This is a genomic window from Marinilactibacillus kalidii (genome assembly GCF_017599325.1).
Classification (GTDB): Bacteria; Bacillota; Bacilli; order Lactobacillales; family Carnobacteriaceae_A; genus Marinilactibacillus; species Marinilactibacillus kalidii.
Genome location: NZ_JAGFVM010000052.1, coordinates 88268 through 111563, shown reverse-complemented (window position 1 = coordinate 111563; position 23296 = coordinate 88268). Strand labels below are relative to the sequence as shown.

Annotated in this window: 20 protein-coding genes; 2 read left to right on the top strand and 18 right to left on the bottom strand. The window is 38.3% G+C overall.

All coding sequences use genetic code 11. The annotated features are described in order from the left end of the window. Positions 1–18: 18 nt before the first annotated feature. Positions 19–816 (bottom strand): M15 family metallopeptidase, encoded by a 798-nt coding sequence (locus J5J05_RS12460; protein ID WP_208560985.1) that lies wholly within the window; start codon positions 814–816, stop codon positions 19–21. 225 nt (positions 817–1041) lie between these two features. On the opposite strand from J5J05_RS12460, the gene J5J05_RS12455 reads away from it, so the two are divergent. Continuing rightward, entirely contained in the window at positions 1042–2007 is a 966-nt protein-coding gene (locus J5J05_RS12455) for a Gfo/Idh/MocA family protein (protein ID WP_208560984.1), read from the top strand. A gap of 70 nt (positions 2008–2077) precedes the next feature. On the opposite strand, the gene J5J05_RS12450 is transcribed toward J5J05_RS12455, so the two are convergent. The 16 genes from J5J05_RS12450 to J5J05_RS12375 form a co-directional block, all read right to left on the bottom strand. After that, positions 2078–5386 (bottom strand): ABC transporter permease, encoded by a 3309-nt coding sequence (locus J5J05_RS12450; protein ID WP_208560983.1) that lies wholly within the window; start codon positions 5384–5386, stop codon positions 2078–2080. Positions 5387–5430: 44 nt separating this feature from the next. Continuing rightward, entirely contained in the window at positions 5431–6135 is a 705-nt protein-coding gene (locus J5J05_RS12445; protein WP_208560982.1) for an ABC transporter ATP-binding protein, read from the bottom strand. Positions 6136–6305: 170 nt separating this feature from the next. Then, a complete protein-coding gene (locus tag J5J05_RS12440) occupies positions 6306–7484 on the bottom strand; it encodes a class I SAM-dependent rRNA methyltransferase (RefSeq protein ID WP_208560981.1) in 1179 nt (392 codons plus the stop codon). A 182-nt stretch (positions 7485–7666) separates the two neighbouring features. Beyond that, positions 7667–9838, bottom strand: a complete 2172-nt coding sequence (locus J5J05_RS12435; RefSeq protein ID WP_425270363.1) for an LTA synthase family protein — start codon at positions 9836–9838, stop codon at positions 7667–7669. A 244-nt stretch (positions 9839–10082) separates the two neighbouring features. Continuing rightward, complete coding sequence (locus J5J05_RS12430) at positions 10083–11498, bottom strand: sensor histidine kinase (RefSeq protein WP_208560979.1); 1416 nt, start codon at positions 11496–11498, stop codon at positions 10083–10085. Continuing rightward, positions 11498–12214, bottom strand: a complete 717-nt coding sequence (locus J5J05_RS12425; RefSeq protein ID WP_208560978.1) for a response regulator transcription factor — start codon at positions 12212–12214, stop codon at positions 11498–11500. Before J5J05_RS12425 ends, J5J05_RS12430 begins: the two co-directional genes overlap by 1 nt. 186 nt (positions 12215–12400) lie before the next feature. After that, on the bottom strand, positions 12401–12742 hold the full coding sequence (locus tag J5J05_RS12420; protein WP_208560977.1) for a single-stranded DNA-binding protein: 342 nt from the start codon (positions 12740–12742) through the stop codon (positions 12401–12403). 136 nt (positions 12743–12878) lie between these two features. After that, positions 12879–13067 carry a DNA-directed RNA polymerase subunit beta gene (locus J5J05_RS12415; RefSeq protein WP_208560976.1) on the bottom strand — a complete coding sequence of 63 codons (189 nt, stop codon included), beginning with the start codon at positions 13065–13067 and terminating at the stop codon, positions 12879–12881. A 56-nt stretch (positions 13068–13123) separates the two neighbouring features. Further along, positions 13124–14107 (bottom strand): rod shape-determining protein MreB, encoded by a 984-nt coding sequence (gene mreB / locus J5J05_RS12410; protein ID WP_208560975.1) that lies wholly within the window; start codon positions 14105–14107, stop codon positions 13124–13126. A gap of 264 nt (positions 14108–14371) precedes the next feature. After that, complete coding sequence (murA, locus tag J5J05_RS12405; RefSeq protein ID WP_208560974.1) at positions 14372–15676, bottom strand: UDP-N-acetylglucosamine 1-carboxyvinyltransferase; 1305 nt, start codon at positions 15674–15676, stop codon at positions 14372–14374. 333 nt (positions 15677–16009) lie between these two features. Then, positions 16010–16243 (bottom strand): DUF1146 family protein, encoded by a 234-nt coding sequence (locus J5J05_RS12400; protein ID WP_208560973.1) that lies wholly within the window; start codon positions 16241–16243, stop codon positions 16010–16012. 147 nt (positions 16244–16390) lie between these two features. Next, positions 16391–17020 carry a uracil phosphoribosyltransferase gene (upp, locus tag J5J05_RS12395; RefSeq protein ID WP_208560972.1) on the bottom strand — a complete coding sequence of 210 codons (630 nt, stop codon included), beginning with the start codon at positions 17018–17020 and terminating at the stop codon, positions 16391–16393. 161 nt (positions 17021–17181) lie between these two features. Continuing rightward, positions 17182–18195 (bottom strand): L-threonylcarbamoyladenylate synthase, encoded by a 1014-nt coding sequence (locus tag J5J05_RS12390; RefSeq protein ID WP_208560971.1) that lies wholly within the window; start codon positions 18193–18195, stop codon positions 17182–17184. Between the two features lie 15 nt (positions 18196–18210). Next, positions 18211–19074: a peptide chain release factor N(5)-glutamine methyltransferase gene (gene prmC, locus J5J05_RS12385; RefSeq protein WP_244244747.1), complete on the bottom strand. Its 864-nt coding sequence runs from the start codon at positions 19072–19074 to the stop codon at positions 18211–18213. Continuing rightward, on the bottom strand, positions 19061–20140 hold the full coding sequence (gene prfA, locus J5J05_RS12380; protein ID WP_208561014.1) for a peptide chain release factor 1: 1080 nt from the start codon (positions 20138–20140) through the stop codon (positions 19061–19063). The genes prmC and prfA overlap by 14 nt, the downstream gene beginning before the upstream one ends. 2 nt (positions 20141–20142) lie before the next feature. Continuing rightward, the gene (locus J5J05_RS12375; RefSeq protein WP_208560970.1) at positions 20143–20742 is read right to left on the bottom strand and encodes a thymidine kinase; all 600 of its coding nucleotides are present in this window, start codon (positions 20740–20742) and stop codon (positions 20143–20145) included. 257 nt (positions 20743–20999) lie between these two features. Between J5J05_RS12375 and manA the strand changes: the two genes are divergently transcribed. Next, positions 21000–21956, top strand: a complete 957-nt coding sequence (gene manA, locus J5J05_RS12370; protein ID WP_208560969.1) for a mannose-6-phosphate isomerase, class I — start codon at positions 21000–21002, stop codon at positions 21954–21956. Between the two features lie 48 nt (positions 21957–22004). Here the strand turns inward: manA and J5J05_RS12365 are convergent, their stop codons facing one another. Further along, positions 22005–23252, bottom strand: coding sequence for an ammonium transporter (locus J5J05_RS12365; RefSeq protein WP_244244746.1), 1248 nt, complete (start codon positions 23250–23252; stop codon positions 22005–22007). Positions 23253–23296: the final 44 nt, after the last annotated feature.

Below are 23296 nucleotides of genomic sequence, written 5' to 3'. Positions count from 1 at the left end.
AATCAGCTAGATAGTGGATCAGTTTGCTTCTTTTTCTTTCAACAACGCGACAAACTCTTCTAACACTAAATCGTGCTCCGTCATAAACATAGCATTCTCTTTTCCCACATACCTGAAGTGCCAAGATTCGTAATGAATATCTGTTAAATCTTCTGCTCCTTCGGGGTATCTTAAAACAAAGCCATGATCAGCCATAGTTTCTAAGAGCCAGTGCTGCGATTCCTGCGTGTCATAGTCCGGAGTCAAACCATTCCCATCCGCTATCCATTGTTGATCAACGATGTCGACCGCTAAACCTGTATGATGTTCACTTCTTCTGGGTATTGCAATATATTCTTCGGTCTTAGAGATTGCTTTTTCTTCAGAAAAGCCTTCTTGTTTAAACTTATCAATACTTCGATCATAATTACTTTGCTGTCTTTCAACAGATCTATAACCAGATGCAAAATAAAGTTGATGACCAGCTTTCTGACCGGCATCCATCCAATTTTTAAACGGTTCGACAATTCTAGTATCCACCGACTTTTCAGGTTCTACTTCTTGAAGATTTGGCTCAAAACCCTCTGGTAGTGGCGTCCAGTTATTCACAAGAAGAAGGTTCCAGTCATCAGAACTTGCATCTTCCGGCAGTGATTCAATCAGTGCTAAATGTGCTTGCTCCTCTTCAGTAAGTTCTTCATTATGCTCATTTTTAGTGTCCGGTTTTTCTACTTCACCCACTGGTGCTAGTGTTTCTTCTACTTGCCTTTGATTTTCTGTTGTACAACCAGAAAGTAACGATAACCCTATAGGCAATATTAACCATTTAATCTTCATCAAAAAAATCTCCTACTTAGTTTGTCCATGAATCTTATTTTACCACAATGCAAAGTCTTATAACAAAATACTCACGAATATCTAAACATTTTTAAACGGTTACTTCATTTTATTTGATATAATTGAGTTATAAAGTTTAAGATTTTATTAAACATTCGTCCTCTGGATTTTTATTTAATATCAATCCAGATAGATGAAAAGAATTTGTAGGGAGAAGGAATGGATATGACTAAAATCAAATGGGGAATCATTGGATTAGGCGATATCGCACATGGATTTGCAAAAGCTTTTACGATTGAAGATGCGGAATTGACCGCTGTCGCTTCTAGAAATTTACAAAAAGCACAGGAGTTTGCTACAAACTATGGGGTACCAAAAGCTTACGGGAATTATGAATCAATTTGCTTTGATCCTGACATTGACATCATTTACATTGCTACGCCGAACAGCTATCACGCTGAACATATCAAGCTGGCATTAACTGCTGGAAAACATGTATTTTGTGAGAAAGCAATGGTGATGGATGCTAGTGAATTCAAAGAAGTCCATGATTTGGCACAAGAAAAAAATCTGATTTTGGCAGAAGCAATGACAATTTATCATATGCCCCTTTATCGAACATTGAAGTCAAGAATTGACTCTGGAGAATTCGGTCAATTAAAGATGGTCAATGCTATGTTTGGTAGCTTGAAAGATGCAGATCCTACCAATCGCTTCTTTGCTAAAGAACTAGGTGGTGGCGCACTTTTAGATGTTGGTGTATACGCCCTTTCTTTCGTTCGTTTCTTTTTAAGTAGTCAACCGACTGAATTACAAACATTGGCTAAGTTATACGAGACTGGCGTGGACGAGATGAGTACGATTCAGATGCGTAACGATCATGACGAACTTTCTTCTGTAACGTTATCTTTTAGAGGAAAAATGCCCAAGCAAGGGGTTATCGTATGCGAGAATGCCTTCATTACTGTACTAGATTATCCAAGAGCGGATACCGCCTTGATCACCTATGCAGATGGAAAAACGGAAACGGCTCAGGCTGGAGATAAAACTACAGCTATGACTTATGAATTGGATTCTTTAACACAAACATTGCTGAATCAAGAAAATCAGTCTTATATTACTCTAACCAAAGATGTTACAGACTTGATGGATCAGTCGGCGAAAAGCTGGGGAATGGATTTAACACATTAATCTACATTTCAATATATACAAAAAGAGATAGTCGCAGATTTTGCGCCTATCTCTTTTTTCAGTTCACTTCTTATTCTTGCGCTTTTAGTGCTTCAATCATATCAATATATTTTAATTTAAAATGCATCAAGATCATGACTAGTCCTGAGAATAAGAACGTCAATAAGCCTGAGTACAAGTAGCTTGTCAGATTGATCTGTCTACTAAACCTCATGACGTCAATCTCCGCCGTATTCAATACGAATCGATGCATGATGACTCCTAATGCGAGACCTACTATGATGCCCATCAATGTAAGGACTAGGTTTTCTCTGTAGACATACATGGTTACTTCTCGATCGTAAAATCCGAGAACTTTTATCGTTGATAATTCTCGTTCTCTCTCTGAGACGTTGATATTTGTCAGATTGTACAAGACAATGAACGCTAATGTTGCTGCTGAAATAATAATGACCAGCGTTACAACATCCAAACTATCCAATGAACCTTGCATCGTATCATAGATGACCGATACGAAAGTCACTCCCTGAACAGCTTCTTCTGCATTCAATAACTGACCGATATCACTATCTTCTACTTCAGTCGTATCGTATTTCAGTAATCGCGTATTGAAAACAGGGTCTTCTCCAGTAGCCGCTTGATAGGCTGACGGGGATAGATAGACAAAGTGTTGGAAGTAATGTTCGACGGTCCCAGTCACTTCCACATCATAGACTTCTTGATCATTTCCATTGATTTGAATGGTGTCTCCAACAGAGATTCCTAACAGCTCTGCTAGTTTCTCTGTAATGACGGCTCCTTCATCAGGCAGATCATACACCATTTCTTGATCGTGTTTATCTCTCAGCACAACAAAGTCTTTCAGTATCTCTTTGTCTTCGGGTACAAATACATTTACATCTTGACGGTTGTTGTCAACTTCTGCTGTAAATGCATTTTGTTCTACTCTTAAATGATTTTCTAACCCTTCAATACCTGAAAGTGTCTCTTCGTAAGCTTCTTGGTCACCTTGATCAGCATCTGTATTTTCGGATACGATTGCTTGGTAAAGGTTGATCTCACCGTACTGGATGTCACCGATATTGGCGATAGAATCTGATAATCCGAATCCAGTGAGTAAGAGCGCGGTACATCCGGCTACACCGATAATCGTCATGAACATACGACCTTTATACCTGAATAAATTTCGTGAAGCCACCTTTTGCGTAAAGCTAAATCGATTCCAGAGGAACGGTCTTCTCTCTATTAGAATTCTTTTTCCTTTTTTTGGTGCTTTAGGTCTTAGCAAATTGGAAGCATTACTCTGCAAGGAAATTCTTACAGCTACTAAAGTAGCTAATCCCGTCGCACACAATGATGCGATAATCGAGATGATAGAGTAACTCCAGTAGAATTGGACACCAATATCCGGCAAGTTATAGAGCGCTCCATAAGCATCCATAATAACAGATGGAAAAATCCAGTAACCAACGCCTAAGCCGATTAAAGCGCCTAAAACAGTAGCTAAGAACGCATAGACGAAATACTTCAATGAAATATCCATGTTCTTATAACCGAGTGCCTTCATCGTACCAATTTGACTTCTTCCTTCGTCAACCATTCTTGTCATCGTTGTTAAAGAAATCAACGCAGCTAACAAGAAGAAAAAGACTGGGAAAATTTTTGCAATAGCCCCGATACGCTCTGCATTCTCACCATATTCGTCATATCCTGCAAAGTAAGATCGATCATTAATTAGATATTCAGGTAATTCTAAACCATCAAGATCCGCTTGCGCTTCTTCCAACTCAGTTCTAGCATCTGCAATTTCTGCTTCCGCCTCTTCTCGTTCATTCTCAAAGGTTTCAAGTCCTTCTTGATAGTCTGCTTCACCTTCTTCGAGTTCTGCTCTTACATCAGCTAATTCTGTTCTGCCAGATTCGAGCTCAGATTCCAATGTTGCTTCAGCTTCATCAAGCTGTTGTTCACCAGATACGATTTCTGTTTCTCTATTTTCAAGCTCAGCTAGATTAGCATTAACTTGTTGTTGGGACTGCTCCAACTCAGCTTCAGCTGCGGCCAATTGTTGTCGACCTTGAGCAATTGCTTGCTCTGCTTGTTCGATTTCTTGTTCTTGCGCCGCTAATTGGACACGATTATTGTCAATTTCTTGTTGCGATGCAGTTAGTTGTTCTTCAGATAGTTGTGCAGCATTTGCTTGAAGATTTTGTTCCGCTGCATTCAATTCTGCGCGGGCATTTTCAAGCTGCTGTCTTCCAGCAGCAATTTCTTGTTCCGAAGCAGTAAGTTGCGCCTCAGTTGTTTCACGCTCAGCTTCTAACTGTGCACGACCATTGTCAATTTCAGACTGCGCAGACTGCAATTGTGCACGGGCATCATTGATCTGTGTTTTACCTTCTTCGATTTCACTTCTTTTAGATTGTAATTCACTACGGGCATCAGCTTCTTTTTGCTCTAATTCTGAAAGCCCTTCTTCATATGCAGCCCACCCATCATCTAGTTCATTCCGAGCGTTTTCTAATTCGATTCGAGCATCTTCAAGTTCAGCTTCTGCAGATTCTATTTCCGCATTACCCTCATCGATTTCTTCTTGGCCTTCTGCTTGTAGCGTATCTAATCTCTCTTGTGGTCTATCTTCAACCAATGTTTCAAGCACTGTTGTTTTATCTGCAATAAATTCATCGTATTCATCACTATAAGCTTGGAACTGCTCAGACTGATCGTAACGAACAAAGGCTTCAGAGTAGTAATCAACATCAAAGTCTTTTTCTAGAATGACAGAAAAACCATCCAACGTTCCTGAACCTGCTTGTGTATTCCCTCTAGTATCGCTTTCAACATATAGTGGACTCTTAACAAAACCTACTACCTCAAAAGTTAATTGACTAAATGTATCTTCGTAAGCATCATCTGTTCCAGATGGTAATTCGATTTTATCCCCTACCTTGTAGTTCTCTTGATAAGTAGCGGTTGAATCTAATGCAATTTCTCCTGAAGTTTTCGGTAGACGACCTTCTATAATGGTGTACTGATTCAGTGACTGCCCTTTATCTGGATCATATCCATATATTTTAGAAGTCATTCCTGTTTCATTCATCACAACGTCTGAAGACACGAGCGTTTCTACTGTGGCGTTATCAATCGATTCTAATAATGTTTTATCTTCATCATTCAATCCATATGTAGACAGAATCTGAAAGTCCATTAAATCGTGATCTTGATAATAATCATCAGCTGTTTGAATCATTACGGGTCCGGTCGCGCTAATACCAGCAAAAAAAGCTACCCCTAAAAGGATAATGGCAAAAATTGAAAGAAAACGAGTCTTTGTTTTCCCGATTTCTCTAAATGTATCTTTCCATAAAGCTGTTTTTTTCAATACAATTCCTCTTTTATTTGATTTCATCTGATTTGTGTTTATGTTTACCATTCAATATCTTGTACAGGTGTAGGGGATTCATTAATCGTCATACTTCTAACTTTAGCATTATTGATATCAATCACCCGATCGGCCATCGGTGCAATCGCACGGTTATGCGTGATTACGACTACTGTAGCCCCATATTCAACTTTAGACTTATTCAAAATTTCTAATACTTTCTTTCCGGTTTCATAATCCAATGCACCAGTTGGCTCGTCGCATAGCAGTAACTTTGGTTGCTTTGCTAACGCACGCGCAATAGCGACACGCTGTTGTTCTCCACCTGATAATTGGGCTGGGAAATTATCCATTCTATCTCCTAAACCTACACTTTTTAATACTTCAGCGGCATCAAGCGCATCTGGTGAGATTTCAGCAGCCAACTCTACATTCTCTTTTGCTGTTAAATTGGGAATTAAATTATAGTTCTGAAATACAAAACCAACATCATCTCTACGATATTTTGTTAACTGTTTTTCGCTAAATCCAACAATATTGGTACCATCAATGATGACATCTCCTTCATCCGCTGAATCCATACCACCTAAAATATTCAATACAGTCGTTTTCCCTGCGCCACTGGGTCCAACGATAACAGCGAATTCATTTTTTTCAACATCAAACGTTATGCCATCATTCGCTACGACCGTTGTTTCGCCTGAGCTGTATCGTTTGTACTCATCTTTCACGGTTATATAAGCTGTCATTCTTTTAGTCCTCTCTTCATTTCACTTACTCTATATTAGCACAGGTAGGCAATAGTATGGGATTACTATGCTCTTCATCACAAAATATTCACACAATCATCATGTTTTTATGAATACACTTGTTATAAAAAGAGTTACGGGCTTCACTCCCGTAACTCTCTCCAATGCTTTTAATTTGTTTTTTCTAAAACCATCACTTTTAAATAATCACTTTCAGGGTACTGCTCATTTACTTTAAAATCTTCCGGTAAACGGTACTCATCTAGTAAGTAAGCATCTACGTTTTCATTTTCTAACGCTTCGTTTACCATTTCATAGAAATCATCACGGTCTAATTTCCAAGTGTTTGAAGAAGCAATCAACATTCCTTTGTCAGCCAATACCGCTAGTGCTTCTTGGATTAACCCAACATAATCTTTTTCTACACTGAAAGTACGTTTCTTCGTACGTGCAAATGTCGGTGGATCTAGCACAACGATATCAAATTTTAGTTCATGTTTTTTTGCATAGTCCAGATAATCGAACACATCAATTACTCGGATTTCATGGTCGTCTGGATTCAAGCCGTTGATTTCAAATTGTTCAGTTGTTTTTGCTTTACTACGATTTGCTGCATCTACATTGACTGTCTTCACAGCACCGCCCATTGCTGCGGCAACCGAGAAAGCACCTGTATAACTAAACGTATTCAGAATCGTTTTTCCGGTACCCCAGTCTTCCATTAACTTTCTTCTGACGTTTCTTTGATCAAGGAAAATGCCTGTCATCCAACCTTCGTTGATGTAAGTAGCATATTGTATACCATTTTCTTTAATGATTAATGGTTCTGGTGGAACTTCTCCATCAATATGTCTCGATGCCACTGTTGCATCACTGAAACGAACCTTCTCAACGATTCCTTTGAAGTCTGGAATCGCTACTTTAAAAGCTTGATAAATTTCTTCTCTGCGTGTGTAGATCCCTTTATTGAACCAAGAGAAAATGTAGTAGCCATCATAATAATCAATCGTTATGCCACCAATACCATCGCCATCTGCGTTGAACAGACGAAAAGCGGTTGTTGATTCATCGGCATAAAAAGCGGAACGAGCACGTTGTGCAATTCTAAATTGACGGTCAAAAAATGTTGAATCGATCGCTTCTTCTTTATCTGCTGTCAGAAGCCATCCAACTGTGCGGTTTTCTTTCCCCAGATAACCTTTACCGATAAATTTATTTTGTTGATCAACAATCTCAACAGCTTCTCCTTCTTTAAAGTCTCCGAGTGCTTTAAAATCATATTCTTCTAATGCTTGATACCCTTTGCGTAAACGGTTTGCTGCTAATGTTTTAACTTCTAGTGTTCTCAATGTATTACCCCTTTATATGTGGATGATATATACCCAACTTAATTGATCCTTCAATACTGATTTGATATGGTTCTTTTATTTACTCGTTCAGATCATATGTGATATCCAGAAATTTCATTTTACCATACAAAAAGGTGAATGCCAGTATTTTATGTGACATCCACCTTCTTGGTATTATTCAGTTATTCGCTATCTTCAACAGCCTCGGGCGCTTGTTCAGTGTCCCCAGTCTGTGTATTAGGTGCATCTGACTGATCTTCCGTATTTGTTTCGTTATTTTCTTGTAACTCTGGTGCATCTGTTTTATATAAATCTACAGTAGATTTACCACCATTTTGTTCAATCAAACTCGTACTTCTCAAAGGATCATTTTCAAAAACGCTTAATTGATTTGAATAGACATAATCATTCTTCTCTACGTCACTGAATGAATCAGGCGTGTAAAAGCGCAATAGGTCCATCATCATCAGATCATCAGAGTAAGATAATTCTTGTCTAGCATTATCACGTACTTCATTCAATTCAGTAAGTTTTTCTTCTGATAACTCATCTTGTACTTCTTCGCCAGTTTGAGAATCATAGATTTTTTGCCCGATGAATGAATACTCCGGTGTCATAACATTTCCATTTCGGAAAGGTACAGTATCATTATGCTCATCAGACAAGATATCTTGTCCCATGAAAATATAATCGTCTGTTTGAATACCTAATAAGTGTAGTAAGGTTGGTAGCATGTCTACTTGTCCACTATATTTATCGATTACTTTTCCGTTATCTACACCTGGTGCGTGAATAATTAACGGAACTCTTTGCATTTGGGCATTTTGGAAATCTCCCCACTCATTTTGATCTTCTCCAACGAGAGATGCAAGGTGAGGGTTTCTCATATTAGAAATACCATAATGGTCCCCATAAAGGACAAACACAGAGTTGTCGTACAATCCTGCTTCTTTCAAGTAATTAAAGAATTCTTCAATTGCTTGATCCGTATAATTCGCAGTTGCAAAATATTGATTGATTGTTTCGTCACCTGTCTGAGCTGATGGGAAACCTGCATTCTGTTCATCTAAAGGATACGGGAAGTGATTTGTTACAGTAATAAACTTGCTATAGAAAGGCTGTGGTAATTGTTCAATATACTGTGCTGATTCTTGGAAGAATAGTTTATCTTTCAATCCGTATTCTAATGAACGATCTCCAGAAACGTCATAGAATGCTGAATCAAAGAAATAATCGTATCCAAATTGTTGATAGGTATCATTACGGTTCCAAAATGAACCAACATTTCCGTGGAACGCTGCTGATGTATAGCCAGCTTCTTGTTTCAAAATGTTTGGTGCAGCGTGGAATGTATTCGTCGTTCCAAGTGTCTGGAAGGCACTACCTTGCGGTAAACCATACAATGAATTTTCGCCTAATATCTCTGCATCAGAAGATTTACCCTGTCCTACTTGGTGATAAAAATTCGAAAAGCTATAAGAAGATTGGTCATGGTATAAGCTATTTACAAAAGGCATAACTTCATGCATTTCACCATTCTCATCTTCTAAATCATAATCGATCACAAATTGCTGTACACTTTCCATCGCAATCACGAAAACATTACGACCCTCAGCCTGACCAAAATATTCAATATTTGGTGCTGCATTATTTTCTTTTGCAAAATCTACAATGTCTACTAAGTTAGATTCATCTGCACTAGCACGAACATGATTATTTTGAGCGGTTTGGAATGCATCGTAGGCTGTAAAGAAATTCAAGCCTAGATACTTAACAATATAATTACGGTCGAAAGTACGAACGAGCAACTGTGGACGATTGCTTTCAGCTAATGTTAAGTTCCCTGCAAAAAGCGCAAAACCTAGTACCGTTGTTGCTACTGCATAGCGTTTTTTGAAAGGGCGAACGTCCATTTTTACGTTTGTTTTCTTTTTGTAAAGTAAGGTTACAAGTAGGATAATTAAATCCATCCAGTACAGTAAGTCCCATGGTCTCATCATTGCAAGTGTTGAGGTAAAGACAGCACCAGATACATTGTTAGATCCTAATATAATGTTCATTGTCAGAAAATCTGAAAATTCTCTATAGAACATAATGTTAAAGTAGAGAATCATCGATGCTAATGTCATAATGACAAAAAGCGCGATATAAGATCTCTTAGATTTTTTGAAGTATAGTGCAATTGAAAAGAGAATAACGGTTACTGCAATAGGGTTGATTAACAATATGAATTGTTGAACCGCTCCTGATACACCTAAATTGAACTCAAATGTATACGCTAGATACGTTTTTATCCAAAATAGTATACTTGCCAATCCAAAAAAACCGATTCTTGTACTTAAAATATTTTTCATTTTAGACATGAAGATGCCTCCTATAATTTCTGTAGATCTTTTGCTTCCAATATTTTTCTTAATTCAGTCCGTTCCACTCACTCATGATATTTTACATTAAATTTACACATAAGGCAAACAAGCAAAAAAAGATAGCGAAAAAGTTAAACATGTAAAGAAACAGTTGTCATTAAAGAGAAAATAGCCTCTCGATACTTAATTTTATTGTGTAAGTATCGAAAGACTTAAGAGATATTTAAACTTTTCAGTCGTGTTTTTCATTCGGGAAATCAATTGTGAAGACCGTTCCTTTATCGGGTGTACTCTCTACACTGATATTAGCTTTATGAAGCGCAACAAGTTGTTGAACGATTGACAATCCCAATCCCGATTCTCCAAATTTCGTATTCGTCCTAGAAATATCCGCTTTATAGTATCGATCCCAAATATTTTTCAACTGATCTTCCGTCATCCCAATACCACTATCTTTAACAAGGATGCGCGTGCTATTTTCTGTCTTTTCTCCAGTTACCTCGATTGTTCCGTTTTCCGTGAACTGAATAGCATTTTTTATTAGATTAACTAATATTTGTTTGAAACGATCATAGTCCGCAAAGACAGTCATCGATTCCGCTACATGTATGTTAAGTGTATTATTCGAACTTTCCGCGAGACTCGTCATCTGTTCTTGAATCTCTCCGAAAATTTCTTGTAAAGGTAAGTGATGCTTATTTAACATGATCCGATTAGATCGTATATTTTCGTAATCTAAATTTTCATTAACGAGTCGGATTAATCTTTTCGTCTCTTTCCTCATTAATTTGATACTTCTTAAACGCTGTGATTCTGGAATAACGTCATACTCTAATCCTTCAAGTAAACCATTGATTGTTGTCAGTGGTGTCCGCATCTCATGCGCCGCGTCTTGCATAAATGTTTTACGTCGCTCTTCTTGACGTTCTACTTCTTGACGAGACATATCCAAAGCCATAATCATTTTATTAAAGTCTTGAGATAGATTATCTATCTCATCTCGATCTTTATGGTCTAATCGAATGTCATAGTCACCTTCAGCTACCATATGAGCTGCTTGTCTCAGTCCATTCACTCGCTTAACTTGGTATCGTGCAAAGATGAAACTCATAATAATAGCAATAATGGTTGATATCAAGAAGGCATTGAATAAGTTTCTTTTCAATTCACTCATTTGCCGATCAATTTGACTAACCGGTGCACTAACGGCTACAAATCCAGCGTATTCTGACGTACTCTTATTAAAATAAGGCAAGTACACGTAGGCAGTTTCTCTAGGATTACCATATAAATCTGCTTGTTCAGTCGTCAGAGATACTCGTTCACCATTTTTCAGACGGTCTTCTTCTTCCGGAACGACCTTTGTTTCTACATTATCTGGTATATCCGGAAAAACCAGGTGACCATCATTGTTAAAAACAAAGAACGTTACGCCTTGATTACTCAAGAGAGACTGAAAGTTTGCAAGCTGATCTGGGTTAAGATTTACATCAACAATCGATTCAGCATAAGTAAAGAGCCGATTCTCGGTTCCTTTGATTGCTGTATTACGCGCAAATAAAACAAGTGAGAAGACTGAAATCGTCAACAGCATGATAATAACCGATAGGAACCCTAACATCTGTTGATAGAAATAAGGAAATTTCATTAGGTCTCTACTGCTCCTGTATCATCAAATTTATAGCCGACGCCCCAGACAGTGTGAATCACTTGTGGACCATTTTGCACTAACTTTTGTCTCAATTTCTTGATGTGTGCATCAACTGTTCTCTCATCTCCGAAATACTCATAATCCCAGACAATCTGCAATAGCTGTTCTCTAGAAAAGACTCTTCTAGGGCTATTGGCTAACGTGTAAAGTAAATCAAACTCCTTTGGTGTCAAGCCTTCAAGACTTCTATCATAAAGCAATACTTCTCGAGTATTTCTATCCAATTTAAGATGTTCAGTTTCAACTTCATATTCTCCTTGAACTGTTTCTTCTGGATGTTCGGACTGTTCAGCCCTTCTTTTTAAAGATTTAATTCGAGCTACCAGTGTTAATGGGCTGAAAGGTTTAGTAACGTAATCATCTGCACCAATCTCTAGGCCAATGACTTCATCACTTTCTGTGTCCTTAGCTGTAAGCATGATGATTGGAACACGCGTAGAGTGTTTCCTGATTTCTTTACAAATTGTCATGCCATCCATTTCAGGCAACATAATATCTAATACAATCAAATCATACGTATCCTTATTATCTAAATAAGTGTCCAACCCTTTTTTCCCATTATGGACGAAAGTTGCTGCCCATTCCTCTTTCAAAAAAAACATTTCAATCATTTCACAAACGGATTCATTGTCTTCAATCATCAAAATATTCATGTATATCCTTCTTTCGCTAATGGTCTATTTACACTTTATTCTACATTATACAGTGAACATTTGAAAATTTAACGTGAATTTTACAAATCTCTAGACAAAATAAGATAAAATAATGAAATTATATAGAATAATTTTATTTTGTATGATTAATAAAAAGAGCGCACCGTATTGGATGCGCTCTTTTTATTAAACACTTGAAAAACTTTGTTCAGATTTTTTAGGTTGTAAAAAATGAACATCATTCACCAAAAATTCCACAACATAAACGGTCTCTTGTTCTGCATTTTGATAAGTTCTTGATTGCATTTTGCCATTAAAACCAATCAAATCGCCTTTTTCACAATATTCTTCAATTAGTTCAGCTCGCTTACCCCATGCTACGAAAGGGATAAAGTCAGCTTCTGCACTTCCTTCAGTCTTATAATGACGCTGCACGGCTATCACATTATTCGTAACGATTTTTCCTTCCCCAACACCACGCAATTCTATGTCCCGAACAATTCTACCGACAAACGAAACTTGATTCATTTGTTATCCTCCTATTGTTTTATAAATAGAATCAATGAATTGACTCCTAAACAATAAACTAGTGGATAATTAGAAAAAGTAACGAAAAAAGACAGATAGCAAAATTGCTATCTGTCTCCATGGTTTAGAGTAAGGATTACATGATGAAATCCAGTATATGCTGCCAAAGTTCTGGTTCGAATACATCCATTGGACTGTTTCCATCACCAATAACGCCATATCCAATCATCAAGCCACCAAAAAAGGCAACTGCGATCAGCAAAAGAATGATAATGATTTTAAGTAAATATAGGCCAGTCTTTTTCAGTACGGATTGCCATGTCATATAATTACACCTCTAAACCAAATGATTTTTTATTTCTATAATTCAATACACGTATATTATTTACGTTTTTTTAAACTCTCAAGTAAAATACCTGTTCCTAGTGCAACAGAATCCAATGGGTTCTCTGCTTTAAAAACGGGAACTTTTAATTCTTCCGCAAATAGTAGATCGATACCATCAATCAAGGCACCCCCACCAGTCAGAATGATTCCTCTGTCAATGATATCTGCAGACAATTCTGGTGGTGTTCTTTCAAGAACTTCTTTTGCTTGTTCAACAACAACAACCATAGACTCTCTAGTTGCTTCCATTACTTCTAGTGAAGTGATGGACACTGTTCTTGGTAATCCTGATACTACATCTCTTCCGCGTACATCCATTGAGTCGTTGCGACCGTGATCGAAAATAACCCCAATCTCTTTCTTAACAGCTTCAGCCGTACGTTCGCCAATCAACAAGTTATGTTTCTTTTTGATATAGACAATAATATCATTGTCTAACGTATCCCCTGCGATTTTCACTGATCTACTTGTAACGATTCCACCCATAGAAAGAACGGCGATATCACTTGTACCACCACCGATATCGATCACCATATTACCGCTTGGTTGGAAAATTTCCATTCCCGCTCCAATGGCTGCAACTTTCGGTTCTTCTTCAAGGTAAACATTTTTCCCGCCACTTTTTTCAGCAACTTCAATAATCGCTTTTTGTTCGATTGCTGTAATATTTGTAGGACAGCAAATCAAGATATTCGGTTTCGATAAAAATCCTTTAACATTTAATTTGTTAATAAAGTAAGTCAGCATAGCCTCTGTTATGTCAAAGTCAGCGATTACCCCACCTTGTAGCGGTCTGATTGCTTGGATATTTCCCGGTGTTCTTCCTACCATAAGATAAGCTTCTTCACCGACTGCTAATACTTCTTTAGTCTTTGTATCTAATGCCACAACTGAAGGTTCATTTAATACAATACCTTTACCTTTAACGTGAACCAAAACATTTGCAGTACCTAAATCGATTCCAATATCTCTTGCCATGACTGTTCTCCTCTCAATCAATTCAACAACCAACTCTTTTGTTGAATTGACGATTCATTGGTTTAGCTTTTTATTTAATTCGTTAATTTTAAAAGTTCTCACTCTTTCTATCATACTCAAGATTGCAAAAAAGAGCAAGACGAAAAAAAGAGAATTTCTAGTCGAATCAAGCGATATGTAAACAAAAACAAGCTATACAAGACTAGGTTTTCCTTTCCTACCCAATCGGTATAGCCCGTTTCATCTATATTTGTTTAGTTTAGTTTATTTTACCTTTAAGGCATCTTTGGCTTCGGTAAGCGTATCGTCTGCATTAATTCTCTCAACATTTGCTCCTAAACCGGCAAGTTTCTCGTGGAAATTATAATAACCACGATCCAAATGGTTCAAGTTTGTCACTTGAGTATAGCCAGTAGAAACTAACCCCGCCAAAATCAGCGCTGCTGATGCTCGCAAGTCACTAGAAGCTACTTCGGCTCCTTGAAGGTTTTTTCCACCTTCAATAACAAGACTTTGACCGTCTACTTTGAATTCAGCATTCATGCGACGTAACTCTTCCATATGCATAAATCTGTTTTCAAAAACGGTCTCTCTCATGACGCTTGTACCTTCAGCTTGAAGCTGTGCAATTGTCATCTGAGCTTGCATGTCAGTTGGAAAACCAGGATGTGGCATTGTTTTGACATCAGTCGCTATCAGCTTATCTGGTCCAATAACACGTAAACCATCTTGTTCTTCTTCAAAAATAACGCCCATTTCTTTCAATTTAGAAATAAGAGGCTTATTATGCTCAGAAACGGCATTTTTGATCAAGATATTTCCTTGAGTGATTGCTGAAGCAACCATGAATGTGCCACTTTCAATACGATCAGGAATGATTGTATGGTTCGTACCAGTTAACTGCTCCACACCTTCAATACGAACTGTCTCAGTACCAGCACCAACGACTTTTGCCCCCATTCGGTTCAAGAAGTTAGCAAGATCAACGATTTCAGGTTCTCTCGCAACGTTTTCGATTACGGTCGTCCCTTCAGCTAGCGTAGCTGCCATCATAATATTCTGAGTTGCACCAACACTAGGGAAGTCTAGATAGATATGAGCACCTTTAAGCTTCTCAGCTGAAGCTTCGATGTACCCTTTCTTGATATGTACCTCTACTCCCATTGCTTCGAACCCTTTTAAATGTAGATCTATTGGACGAGTACCAATCGCGCAGCCCCCAGGTAATGCTACTTTTGCGTAACCTGTTCTAGCTAATAGTGGTCCCATCACAACAATAGATGCACGCATTTTACTCATAAAGTCAAAAGGTGTTTCATCATTCAATTCTTTTGTTGCATCAAATGTCATTTGTTTGTTTTCTTCGTCAAATGAAACTTCGACGTTCAAATAATCTAAAACAGATTCCATTGTATAAATATCTGATAATAACGGCACATTAGATAATGTGTTAATGCCATTTTCTGCTAATATTGTTGCTGCTAAAATAGGTAATGCAGCATTTTTTGCGCCTTCTAATTCGACGGTACCTGATAATTTACGTCCGCCACTTACTACGATTTTTTCCATACTTTGCCCTCCAAGGTAGTACTTATCCTGATTCATCATTCTAATTCTAAGGTTTAGTCGACTAGTTCTATTTAGTTAATTTCACTTGTCATCTTTATCATTAAAGCGTAAATCTCAGTAGTACCAAGAATGAAAACGCTCCATTTTTTTGTGACAAAATGAAATTGATTTTGATTTTTCTTGTTAAAATCATTGGATTAATTAAAATCACAACAATCTGTTATATTATATCAGAAAGCGAACTTTTAATAAACAATCTCGACCGAAGCGTCTGTGACATTTATGTGAACAGCTCTATTTACTTGAAAAATCGATTTTAAATAATTGATCCATTTAATTAAATAATTGAACAAGATTTTGAGATGAGAGAATAAATTCAATAAAAAAACTACTTACTGTATAGCCAAGCGCAATTGAAATCATAATATATAGCACTCTTGCTTGTCGTATATGATACTTCTTGATCCAATAATCTGTTTTTAATCCTTGTAAAGACCAAAAGGCCAATAGCACATAAACGATATGTGAAATCAAGGTTACAAGCGATTGCAATCCAATATATGTCATCGTCTTTTTCCTTCCTGAGTAATTCTATCATAGCTACCATAGAAAATTCGCCTATTCTGTTTATAACAATAACATTCATAAGATCTTGTTATAAGTAAGAGACCTTCCATCCCTTGAAGGATTGAAGGTCTCTTCGTGTCTAATCGTTTATAGTGTGCCGAATAATCTATCACCAGCATCGCCAAGACCTGGAAGTATATAGCCTCTTTCATCTAATCTTTCATCTAATGATGCTGAATAGATATCAACATCTGGATGCGCATCTTGTAATACTTTTACGCCTTCCGGTGCAGCAACTAAACAGACAAATTTGATATTTGTAGCCCCACGTTTTTTTAATGCATCAATAGCCGCGACTGCCGATCCACCTGTAGCTAACATAGGATCAACAACTAACAATTGACGATCGGGTAAATCCGAAGGTAATTTAACAAAATATTCTACTGGTTCCATTGTTTCGTGATCACGGTACATACCTACGTGACCGACTTTTGCAGCTGGGATCAAGTCTAGCATGCCATCGACCATTCCTAGACCAGCTCTCAGGATTGGTACGATAACGACTTTTTTACCAGATAATTGTTTTTGTGTGGAAGTAACTAAGGGTGTTTCGATTTCTACATCTTCTAATGGCATTTCACGAGAAACTTCATACGCTAAAAGTCTTGCGATTTCATTTACGACTTCTCTAAAATACTTTGTCCCCGTATTCTTGTCTCTGATAATTGTCAACTTGTGTTGAATAAGCGGATGATTAATAACTTGAAGATTTCCCATTGAAATTGCTCCTTTATAATTAGATTGTGTTTGCTCATGAGTAGTTCTTGTAATGATAACCTCTAATCATTGTACAGAAAGACATGACTTTTTTCCATTATATTTATGAATTCAAATCATTTTGTTATCAATCTAACGTTTTAATATTCCCAGCACTTATATCAAATAAACGTACTTGCTGCTGATTTTTCTAAACGATTCATGTATGCCTCACCAATACCAGCGCGCTCAACTGGCTCAGCTAAGATGATCGTCGCTTCTGTATCTTCAAAATAACGCAGCCCCTTAAATAATCTTTGAGAAGCTGAAATCACGTCCCCGTTTTCCCCAAGTGAGAATGAAATGGTTTGCTCATCTGCGTATTGTCGTATCGTGTGATCGAAAGCCAACAATCCAACCACTTCACCTTTTCCTTGTGCTATTTCGATTGCTTTTTTCCAACCTAACCCTTTTTCTGAAACGATCATAACTGGCTCAACTGGTGCATAATGTGTATATTTCATTCCGGGTGCAGTAGGGATCTCAGATTGGTGCCCTACATTCGTTTTAAAGCGGACAGGTCCAATTACCGCTTCAATTTCTTCCTGCGATACGCCGCCAGGTCTCAGTATTGTTGGTTGAGATGGGTCAGATAGATCAAGAACCGTTGACTCTAGCCCCACTCCAGTCTCTCCACCTTCAACGATTCCAGCAATTTTCCCGTTCAAATCATGCGCAACGTGCGCTGCTGATGTTGGACTTGGTTTTCCAGATGAATTTGCGCTTGGTGCTGCTAGCGGTTTACCTGTTAAACGAATCAATTCCAAAGCGATTGGATGATTGGGCATTCTGATCCCGACTGTATCCAATCCAGCAGTAACGGTTGCCGCGAGCGGACCTTGCTTCTTCAACACAATCGTGCAGGGTCCCGGCCAGAATGCTGCCATGATTTTTTCAGCCTTCTCGGGTACTTCTTGGGCATAGGCACGTGCTTGATCAATACTTGCAACGTGAATGATCAACGGATTATCAGCTGGTCTATTTTTAGCTTCGTAAACTTTTTTTACGGCCGTCTCATTTGTAGCGTCTGCACCTAACCCATAAACAGTTTCAGTAGGAAACGTCACGACTTCCCCTTTTTTTAATAATGATGCTGCCTCTGCTAATGCATCTTTTTCAATCCAAATTGTTTCCACTCTACTTCACCTTTTCTATTTAACAGTTTGAATATAAACGACCCTGTCTAGTCCAGCCATGTCTTTCCAGATTGTTATATCAGCATCAGGCAGTACTTTTTCAAATATAGCTTTAACACTAGCAGCCTGTCTGTACCCTATTTCCAATATGATCTGCGCATCCTCTTCTAAGATAGCTGGTAGTTCACTTGCTAGTCTTTTATATATTTCCAGTCCTTCTTGTTCAGCAAATAATGCTAGTGCAGGTTCATACTCTAGTACTGAGCGATCCATCTCGCTATGCTCTGCTGTAGAAATGTAAGGCGGATTGGATACAACTAAATCATACTTTCCTGATTGAAGTTCAGCTGTTAAATCACTCAGACATACGTTCACATCAGCACCTAATTGTTGGGCATTCTTTTGAGCGATGGCTAACGCTTCTGGACTGATGTCTACTAGGGTTACTTCGTCTTTTGGTCTCTCTAGTTTGTGAGATATACCCAATACACCCGTACCTGTACCGATATCTAACACAGTCAATTGTCGATCAGGTAATCCTTTTAAGTAGCGATCAAACCATTCTTCTGTTTCTGGTCTTGGGATTAACGTATCCGATGTTACCGTAAATTTACGATCATAAAACCACTCATGGCCTACAATATGTTGAACAGGCCTACCACCGATATATTGTTCAAGATCGTTAAAAAAGCGAGCTTTCATTTCGAAAGGCATCGTTTCTGATCCTCTTTTTACGATGGTTGTTTTAGATAAATCAAATCGTTCTTTTAATAACCATTCAGCAGCGTAACCTTCAAGACCTTGCGCATTTAAAAAAGAAGAAGCCCCAGACAGGACTTCTCTAATCGTGTTTTTATGATTCAAATCATTCATATTCATTTTGAAGTTGCTCCATTTTTTGCGCTTGTTCCCAGAAAACTAATGCGTCAACGATTTCATCCATCTTACCAGCTAGGATCTGGTCAAGCTTTTGAATAGTCAGGTTGATGCGGTGATCTGTTACACGACTTTGCGGATAATTATAGGTACGAATTCTTTCAGAACGGTCTCCCGTACCAACAGCTGTTTTACGTTCAGCATCTACTTCAGCTTGTGCCTCTTGTGTAATCTTATCGTAAATACGAGAACGAAGTACTTTCATTGCTTTTTCTCGGTTTTTAAGTTGCGATCGTTCGTCTTGCATCGCTACGACGATTCCGGTAGGTTCATGCGTTAATCTTACGGCAGATGCTGTTTTGTTGACGTGTTGTCCACCAGCTCCACTAGCATGATAAATATCGACGCGGATATCGTTTTCGGCAATGTCGATCTCAACATCTTCCGCTTCTGGCATAACCACAACTGTTGCTGTTGATGTGTGGATTCTTCCTTGAGACTCGGTCTGTGGAATTCGTTGGACTCGGTGTGCACCATTTTCAAACTTCAGTTTTGAATAAACATTTTGTCCAGAAATCAATAGTGTAACTTCTTTATAACCACCGATTCCATTAGAGTTAGCATCTAACACTTCTGTTTTCCATCTTTGAGATTCTGCATATCTTTGATACATATCTAAAAGATCAGCCGCAAACAATTGCGCTTCATCCCCACCGGCAGCGCCTCTGATCTCCATAATAATATTACGCTTATCATTTTCATCTCTTGGCAACAAGAGTATTTTCAAGTCTTCTTCCAGCTTTTCCTTTTGCCCAAGCAATTCTGCTCTTTCTTCTCTAGCCATCTCTTCCATTTCGTTATCTAAAGACTCTTCCAACATTTCTTCCGTTTCTGAAATACCTTCTAATACTTCTTTATATTTCCGATAACAAGTAACGGTCTCTCTTAGCTCGCCTTCTTCACGGCTCAACTTCATGAATCTATCCGTATCTGTAATGACCTCGGGATCACTTAATAATTCATTCAATTCATCGTATCGATTATCGACTTGTTCTAATCTATCGTACATACTCATTTTTCTTCGCCTCTTTCTAGCTTACTTTCTTTCATCGATTCGTAGTAATGCTTTCGGCAGACAGGATAGTAAGCTTCGTTTCCACCTACCATAATCTGGCTTCCTGTTTTTACTGGTTTTCCGTCTAGCATTCGCATATTCATGATGGCTTTTTTATGACAGAACCAACAAATTGTTTTCATTTCTTCTATTTTATCTGCCAATAATAGTAAATATTTTGATCCCTCGAATAATTCATTACGGAAATCATTTTTCAGCCCGAACGTCATTACGGGAATATTCAATTGGTCTACGATATGTGCTAATTGTAGTACATGATGTTTATTTAAAAACTGCGCTTCATCCACCAGGACGCATGCCAGATCCTCTACTTGCTCTTTGACGATTTCAAAGAGATCTGTTCGTTCCTCAATAGGCGTTGCTTCACGCTTCAAACCAATCCGACTTGAAATATAACCGACTGAATCTCGGTCATCGATTGCACTTGTAAAAAGAAGAACTTTCTTGTTTTGTTCTTCGTAATTATAGGCCACTTTCAAGATTTCAATAGACTTTCCGCTGTTCATTGCGCCATATCTGAAGTACAGTTGTGCCATGGTATGTCCTACTTTCTATTCATTATGAACTGATCTATTCCAAGAGAAATCAGCCAATCCTTATAAATTATATGATAACCCTAAAGAAAGTACAAGAGCTGTGTACGATGAATCCGTGTTCGGTTGGTACATTTCTTTGAAATTTCAAGTCCAAATCTTTGTTGCGTAAGCGCTAGAGACTGACACCATTAATTAAACCGCATTCATCAAATAAAATGTGGTACACTAACCTTATTATCAAACTAAGGAGACTAAATATGATTGAACCACTATTTTTAGCAGGCGTGATGCAAGAAAAAATCTGGGGCGGAACGAATCTTAGAGACCTTTTCGGCTATTCAATCCCAAGCGATCATACTGGTGAATTATGGGCGATCAGTGCTCATAAGAACGGACCAGCTACGATCATAAATGGTCCTTACAAAAATCAAACACTTACCACACTCTGGGATCAACATCGTGAATTGTTCGGAAATCAATCTGGGGAAGTCTTCCCTTTGTTGACCAAAATTCTGGATGCTCAATCTGCTTTGTCCGTTCAAGTTCATCCCGATGATGCTTACGGTATGGAACATGAAGGTGAACTTGGTAAAACAGAGTGCTGGTACGTAATTGATGCATCTGAAGATGCTGAAATCGTATTTGGTCATCACGCTCATTCAAAAGAAGCCTTCTCAGAAATGATCGAACAGGGTAAATGGAATGAGTTATTGCGATATGTACAAGTTAAAGCGGGTGATTTCTTTTATGTACCGAGTGGTACGATTCATGCAATCGGTGGTGGTATCACGATCCTTGAAACACAACAATCTAGCGACACCACTTACCGAGTGTACGATTACGACCGTAAAGATGACTCTGGTCAAACGAGACCACTTCATATTAAACAGTCTATCGATGTAACAACCATTCCACATGTTGATCCAAATCCAGAAAGAACTGTCGCTCAGCAAGAAAATGCTGTAATCACTACATTCGTTGATAACGAATTCTTTAAAGTACAAGAATGGAAATTAAATGGCCATGCTACATTTGAAGCTGAAGGTCTCTACACATTAGTGAGTGTCTTGAACGGAGATGGCACCTTATTGATTGGGGAGCAAAAATATCCCATTACAAAAGGTTCGCATTTTATCTTACCGAACGGCATTGACCGTTGGACAGTAGAAGGTTCTTTACAAATCATCGCTTCTATACCAGGCGATCGTATTTAAACAACAAAAAAAAGCGGACAGAATACTATTTCTGTCCGCTTTTTTCTATTAGCTTCCTTCTGTTGGGTTCGTGACACTTGCTTTAAAATCTGCATAGCTACTCGCTAGTCCATGTTCACTAACATCCATCCCGGCGGCTTCTTCTCCGGGTGATACACGAAGCCCGATTGTTTTATCAACCAATTTAAAGGTTAAAATCATTGCGAAACTTACCCAAGTGATCACGGCAATAACACCGATAAATTGAACAAGTAACAAACTGAATCCTCCTCCATAAAACAAGCCACCTTCTCGAGCGAAGAATCCGACTAAAACCGTACCTAATCCACCAGCAATACCATGAACGCCAAAAGCACCTACAGGATCATCGACTTTCAACTTTTTCTCGACAAATTCACTGCCGTAAATCATTGCTATTGAAGAAAATATACCGATTCCAAAAGCGCCAGCAGGTTGTACTACAGCACATCCTGCTGTGATCCCAACCAATCCTGCAAGTGCGCCGTTCAATGTCAAATTAACGTCCGGTTTTCCAAATCTCACCCACGAGAGCGCCATTGCCACCAATGTTCCAGAAGCTGCAGCAAGATTTGTATTTAATAAGATAACACCTATCAAACTGAGAGACTCATCCGTCGATGCTTCTAGTGTGGAAGCACCATTGAATCCAAACCATGCGAACCAGAGAATAAAAACACCAAGTGCTGCCAATAATACATTGTGCCCTGGAATCGACTGGGCACTTCCGTCCTTACGATATTTACCTATTCTAGGTCCTACGATTTTCGCACCAATGAGGGCTGTTACGCCACCGACCATATGAACGGCTGTAGACCCTGCGAAGTCCTGAAAGCCAAGACTTGATAGCCATCCGCCTCCCCATATCCAATGACCAGAAATCGGATAAACCAATCCAGATATCACAACAGTATAAAGTAAATAGGCACTGAATTTTGTTCTTTCCGCCATCGCACCAGATACAATCGTAGCGGCTGTCGCACAAAAAACTGTTTGAAACATTAAAAAGACATACCCAGGTACATTCGTATCATAATTACCAGTGACGAAGAAATCTGGTCGACCAATTAAGCCTATGATACTAGGCCCAAACATGATCCCAAATCCGATTACCCAGTATAACAACGAGCCAATGACAAAATCCATTATATTTTTCATTACGATATTTCCAGCATTCTTTGCCCTCGTGAATCCTGACTCCACAATTGTAAACCCTGCTTGCATAAAAAATACCAGTACAATTCCGATTAAAACCCAAATAGTATCTGTAGCTGACATGATATGTAGTCCCCCTTTAATAAGTTGTTCCTACTATACTGATT

Excerpts from the sequence above, each read along its gene's own strand:
- J5J05_RS12460 (WP_208560985.1), bottom strand. The coding sequence starts at position 816 with ATGAAGATTAAATGGTTAATATTGCCTATAGGGTTATCGTTACTTTCT.
- J5J05_RS12455 (WP_208560984.1), top strand. The coding sequence starts at position 1,042 with ATGACTAAAATCAAATGGGGAATCATTGGATTAGGCGATATCGCACAT.
- J5J05_RS12445 (WP_208560982.1), bottom strand. The coding sequence starts at position 6,135 with ATGACAGCTTATATAACCGTGAAAGATGAGTACAAACGATACAGCTCA.
- J5J05_RS12435 (WP_425270363.1), bottom strand. The coding sequence starts at position 9,838 with ATGAAAAATATTTTAAGTACAAGAATCGGTTTTTTTGGATTGGCAAGT.
- J5J05_RS12430 (WP_208560979.1), bottom strand. The coding sequence starts at position 11,498 with ATGAAATTTCCTTATTTCTATCAACAGATGTTAGGGTTCCTATCGGTT.
- J5J05_RS12425 (WP_208560978.1), bottom strand. The coding sequence starts at position 12,214 with ATGAATATTTTGATGATTGAAGACAATGAATCCGTTTGTGAAATGATT.
- J5J05_RS12420 (WP_208560977.1), bottom strand. The coding sequence starts at position 12,742 with ATGAATCAAGTTTCGTTTGTCGGTAGAATTGTTCGGGACATAGAATTG.
- J5J05_RS12415 (WP_208560976.1), bottom strand. The coding sequence starts at position 13,067 with ATGACATGGCAATCCGTACTGAAAAAGACTGGCCTATATTTACTTAAA.
- mreB (WP_208560975.1), bottom strand. The coding sequence starts at position 14,107 with ATGGCAAGAGATATTGGAATCGATTTAGGTACTGCAAATGTTTTGGTT.
- murA (WP_208560974.1), bottom strand. The coding sequence starts at position 15,676 with ATGGAAAAAATCGTAGTAAGTGGCGGACGTAAATTATCAGGTACCGTC.
- J5J05_RS12400 (WP_208560973.1), bottom strand. The coding sequence starts at position 16,243 with ATGACATATATTGGATTGCAATCGCTTGTAACCTTGATTTCACATATC.
- upp (WP_208560972.1), bottom strand. The coding sequence starts at position 17,020 with ATGGGAAATCTTCAAGTTATTAATCATCCGCTTATTCAACACAAGTTG.
- prmC (WP_244244747.1), bottom strand. The coding sequence starts at position 19,074 with ATGAATATGAATGATTTGAATCATAAAAACACGATTAGAGAAGTCCTG.
- prfA (WP_208561014.1), bottom strand. The coding sequence starts at position 20,140 with ATGTACGATAGATTAGAACAAGTCGATAATCGATACGATGAATTGAAT.
- J5J05_RS12375 (WP_208560970.1), bottom strand. The coding sequence starts at position 20,742 with ATGGCACAACTGTACTTCAGATATGGCGCAATGAACAGCGGAAAGTCT.
- manA (WP_208560969.1), top strand. The coding sequence starts at position 21,000 with ATGATTGAACCACTATTTTTAGCAGGCGTGATGCAAGAAAAAATCTGG.
- J5J05_RS12365 (WP_244244746.1), bottom strand. The coding sequence starts at position 23,252 with ATGTCAGCTACAGATACTATTTGGGTTTTAATCGGAATTGTACTGGTA.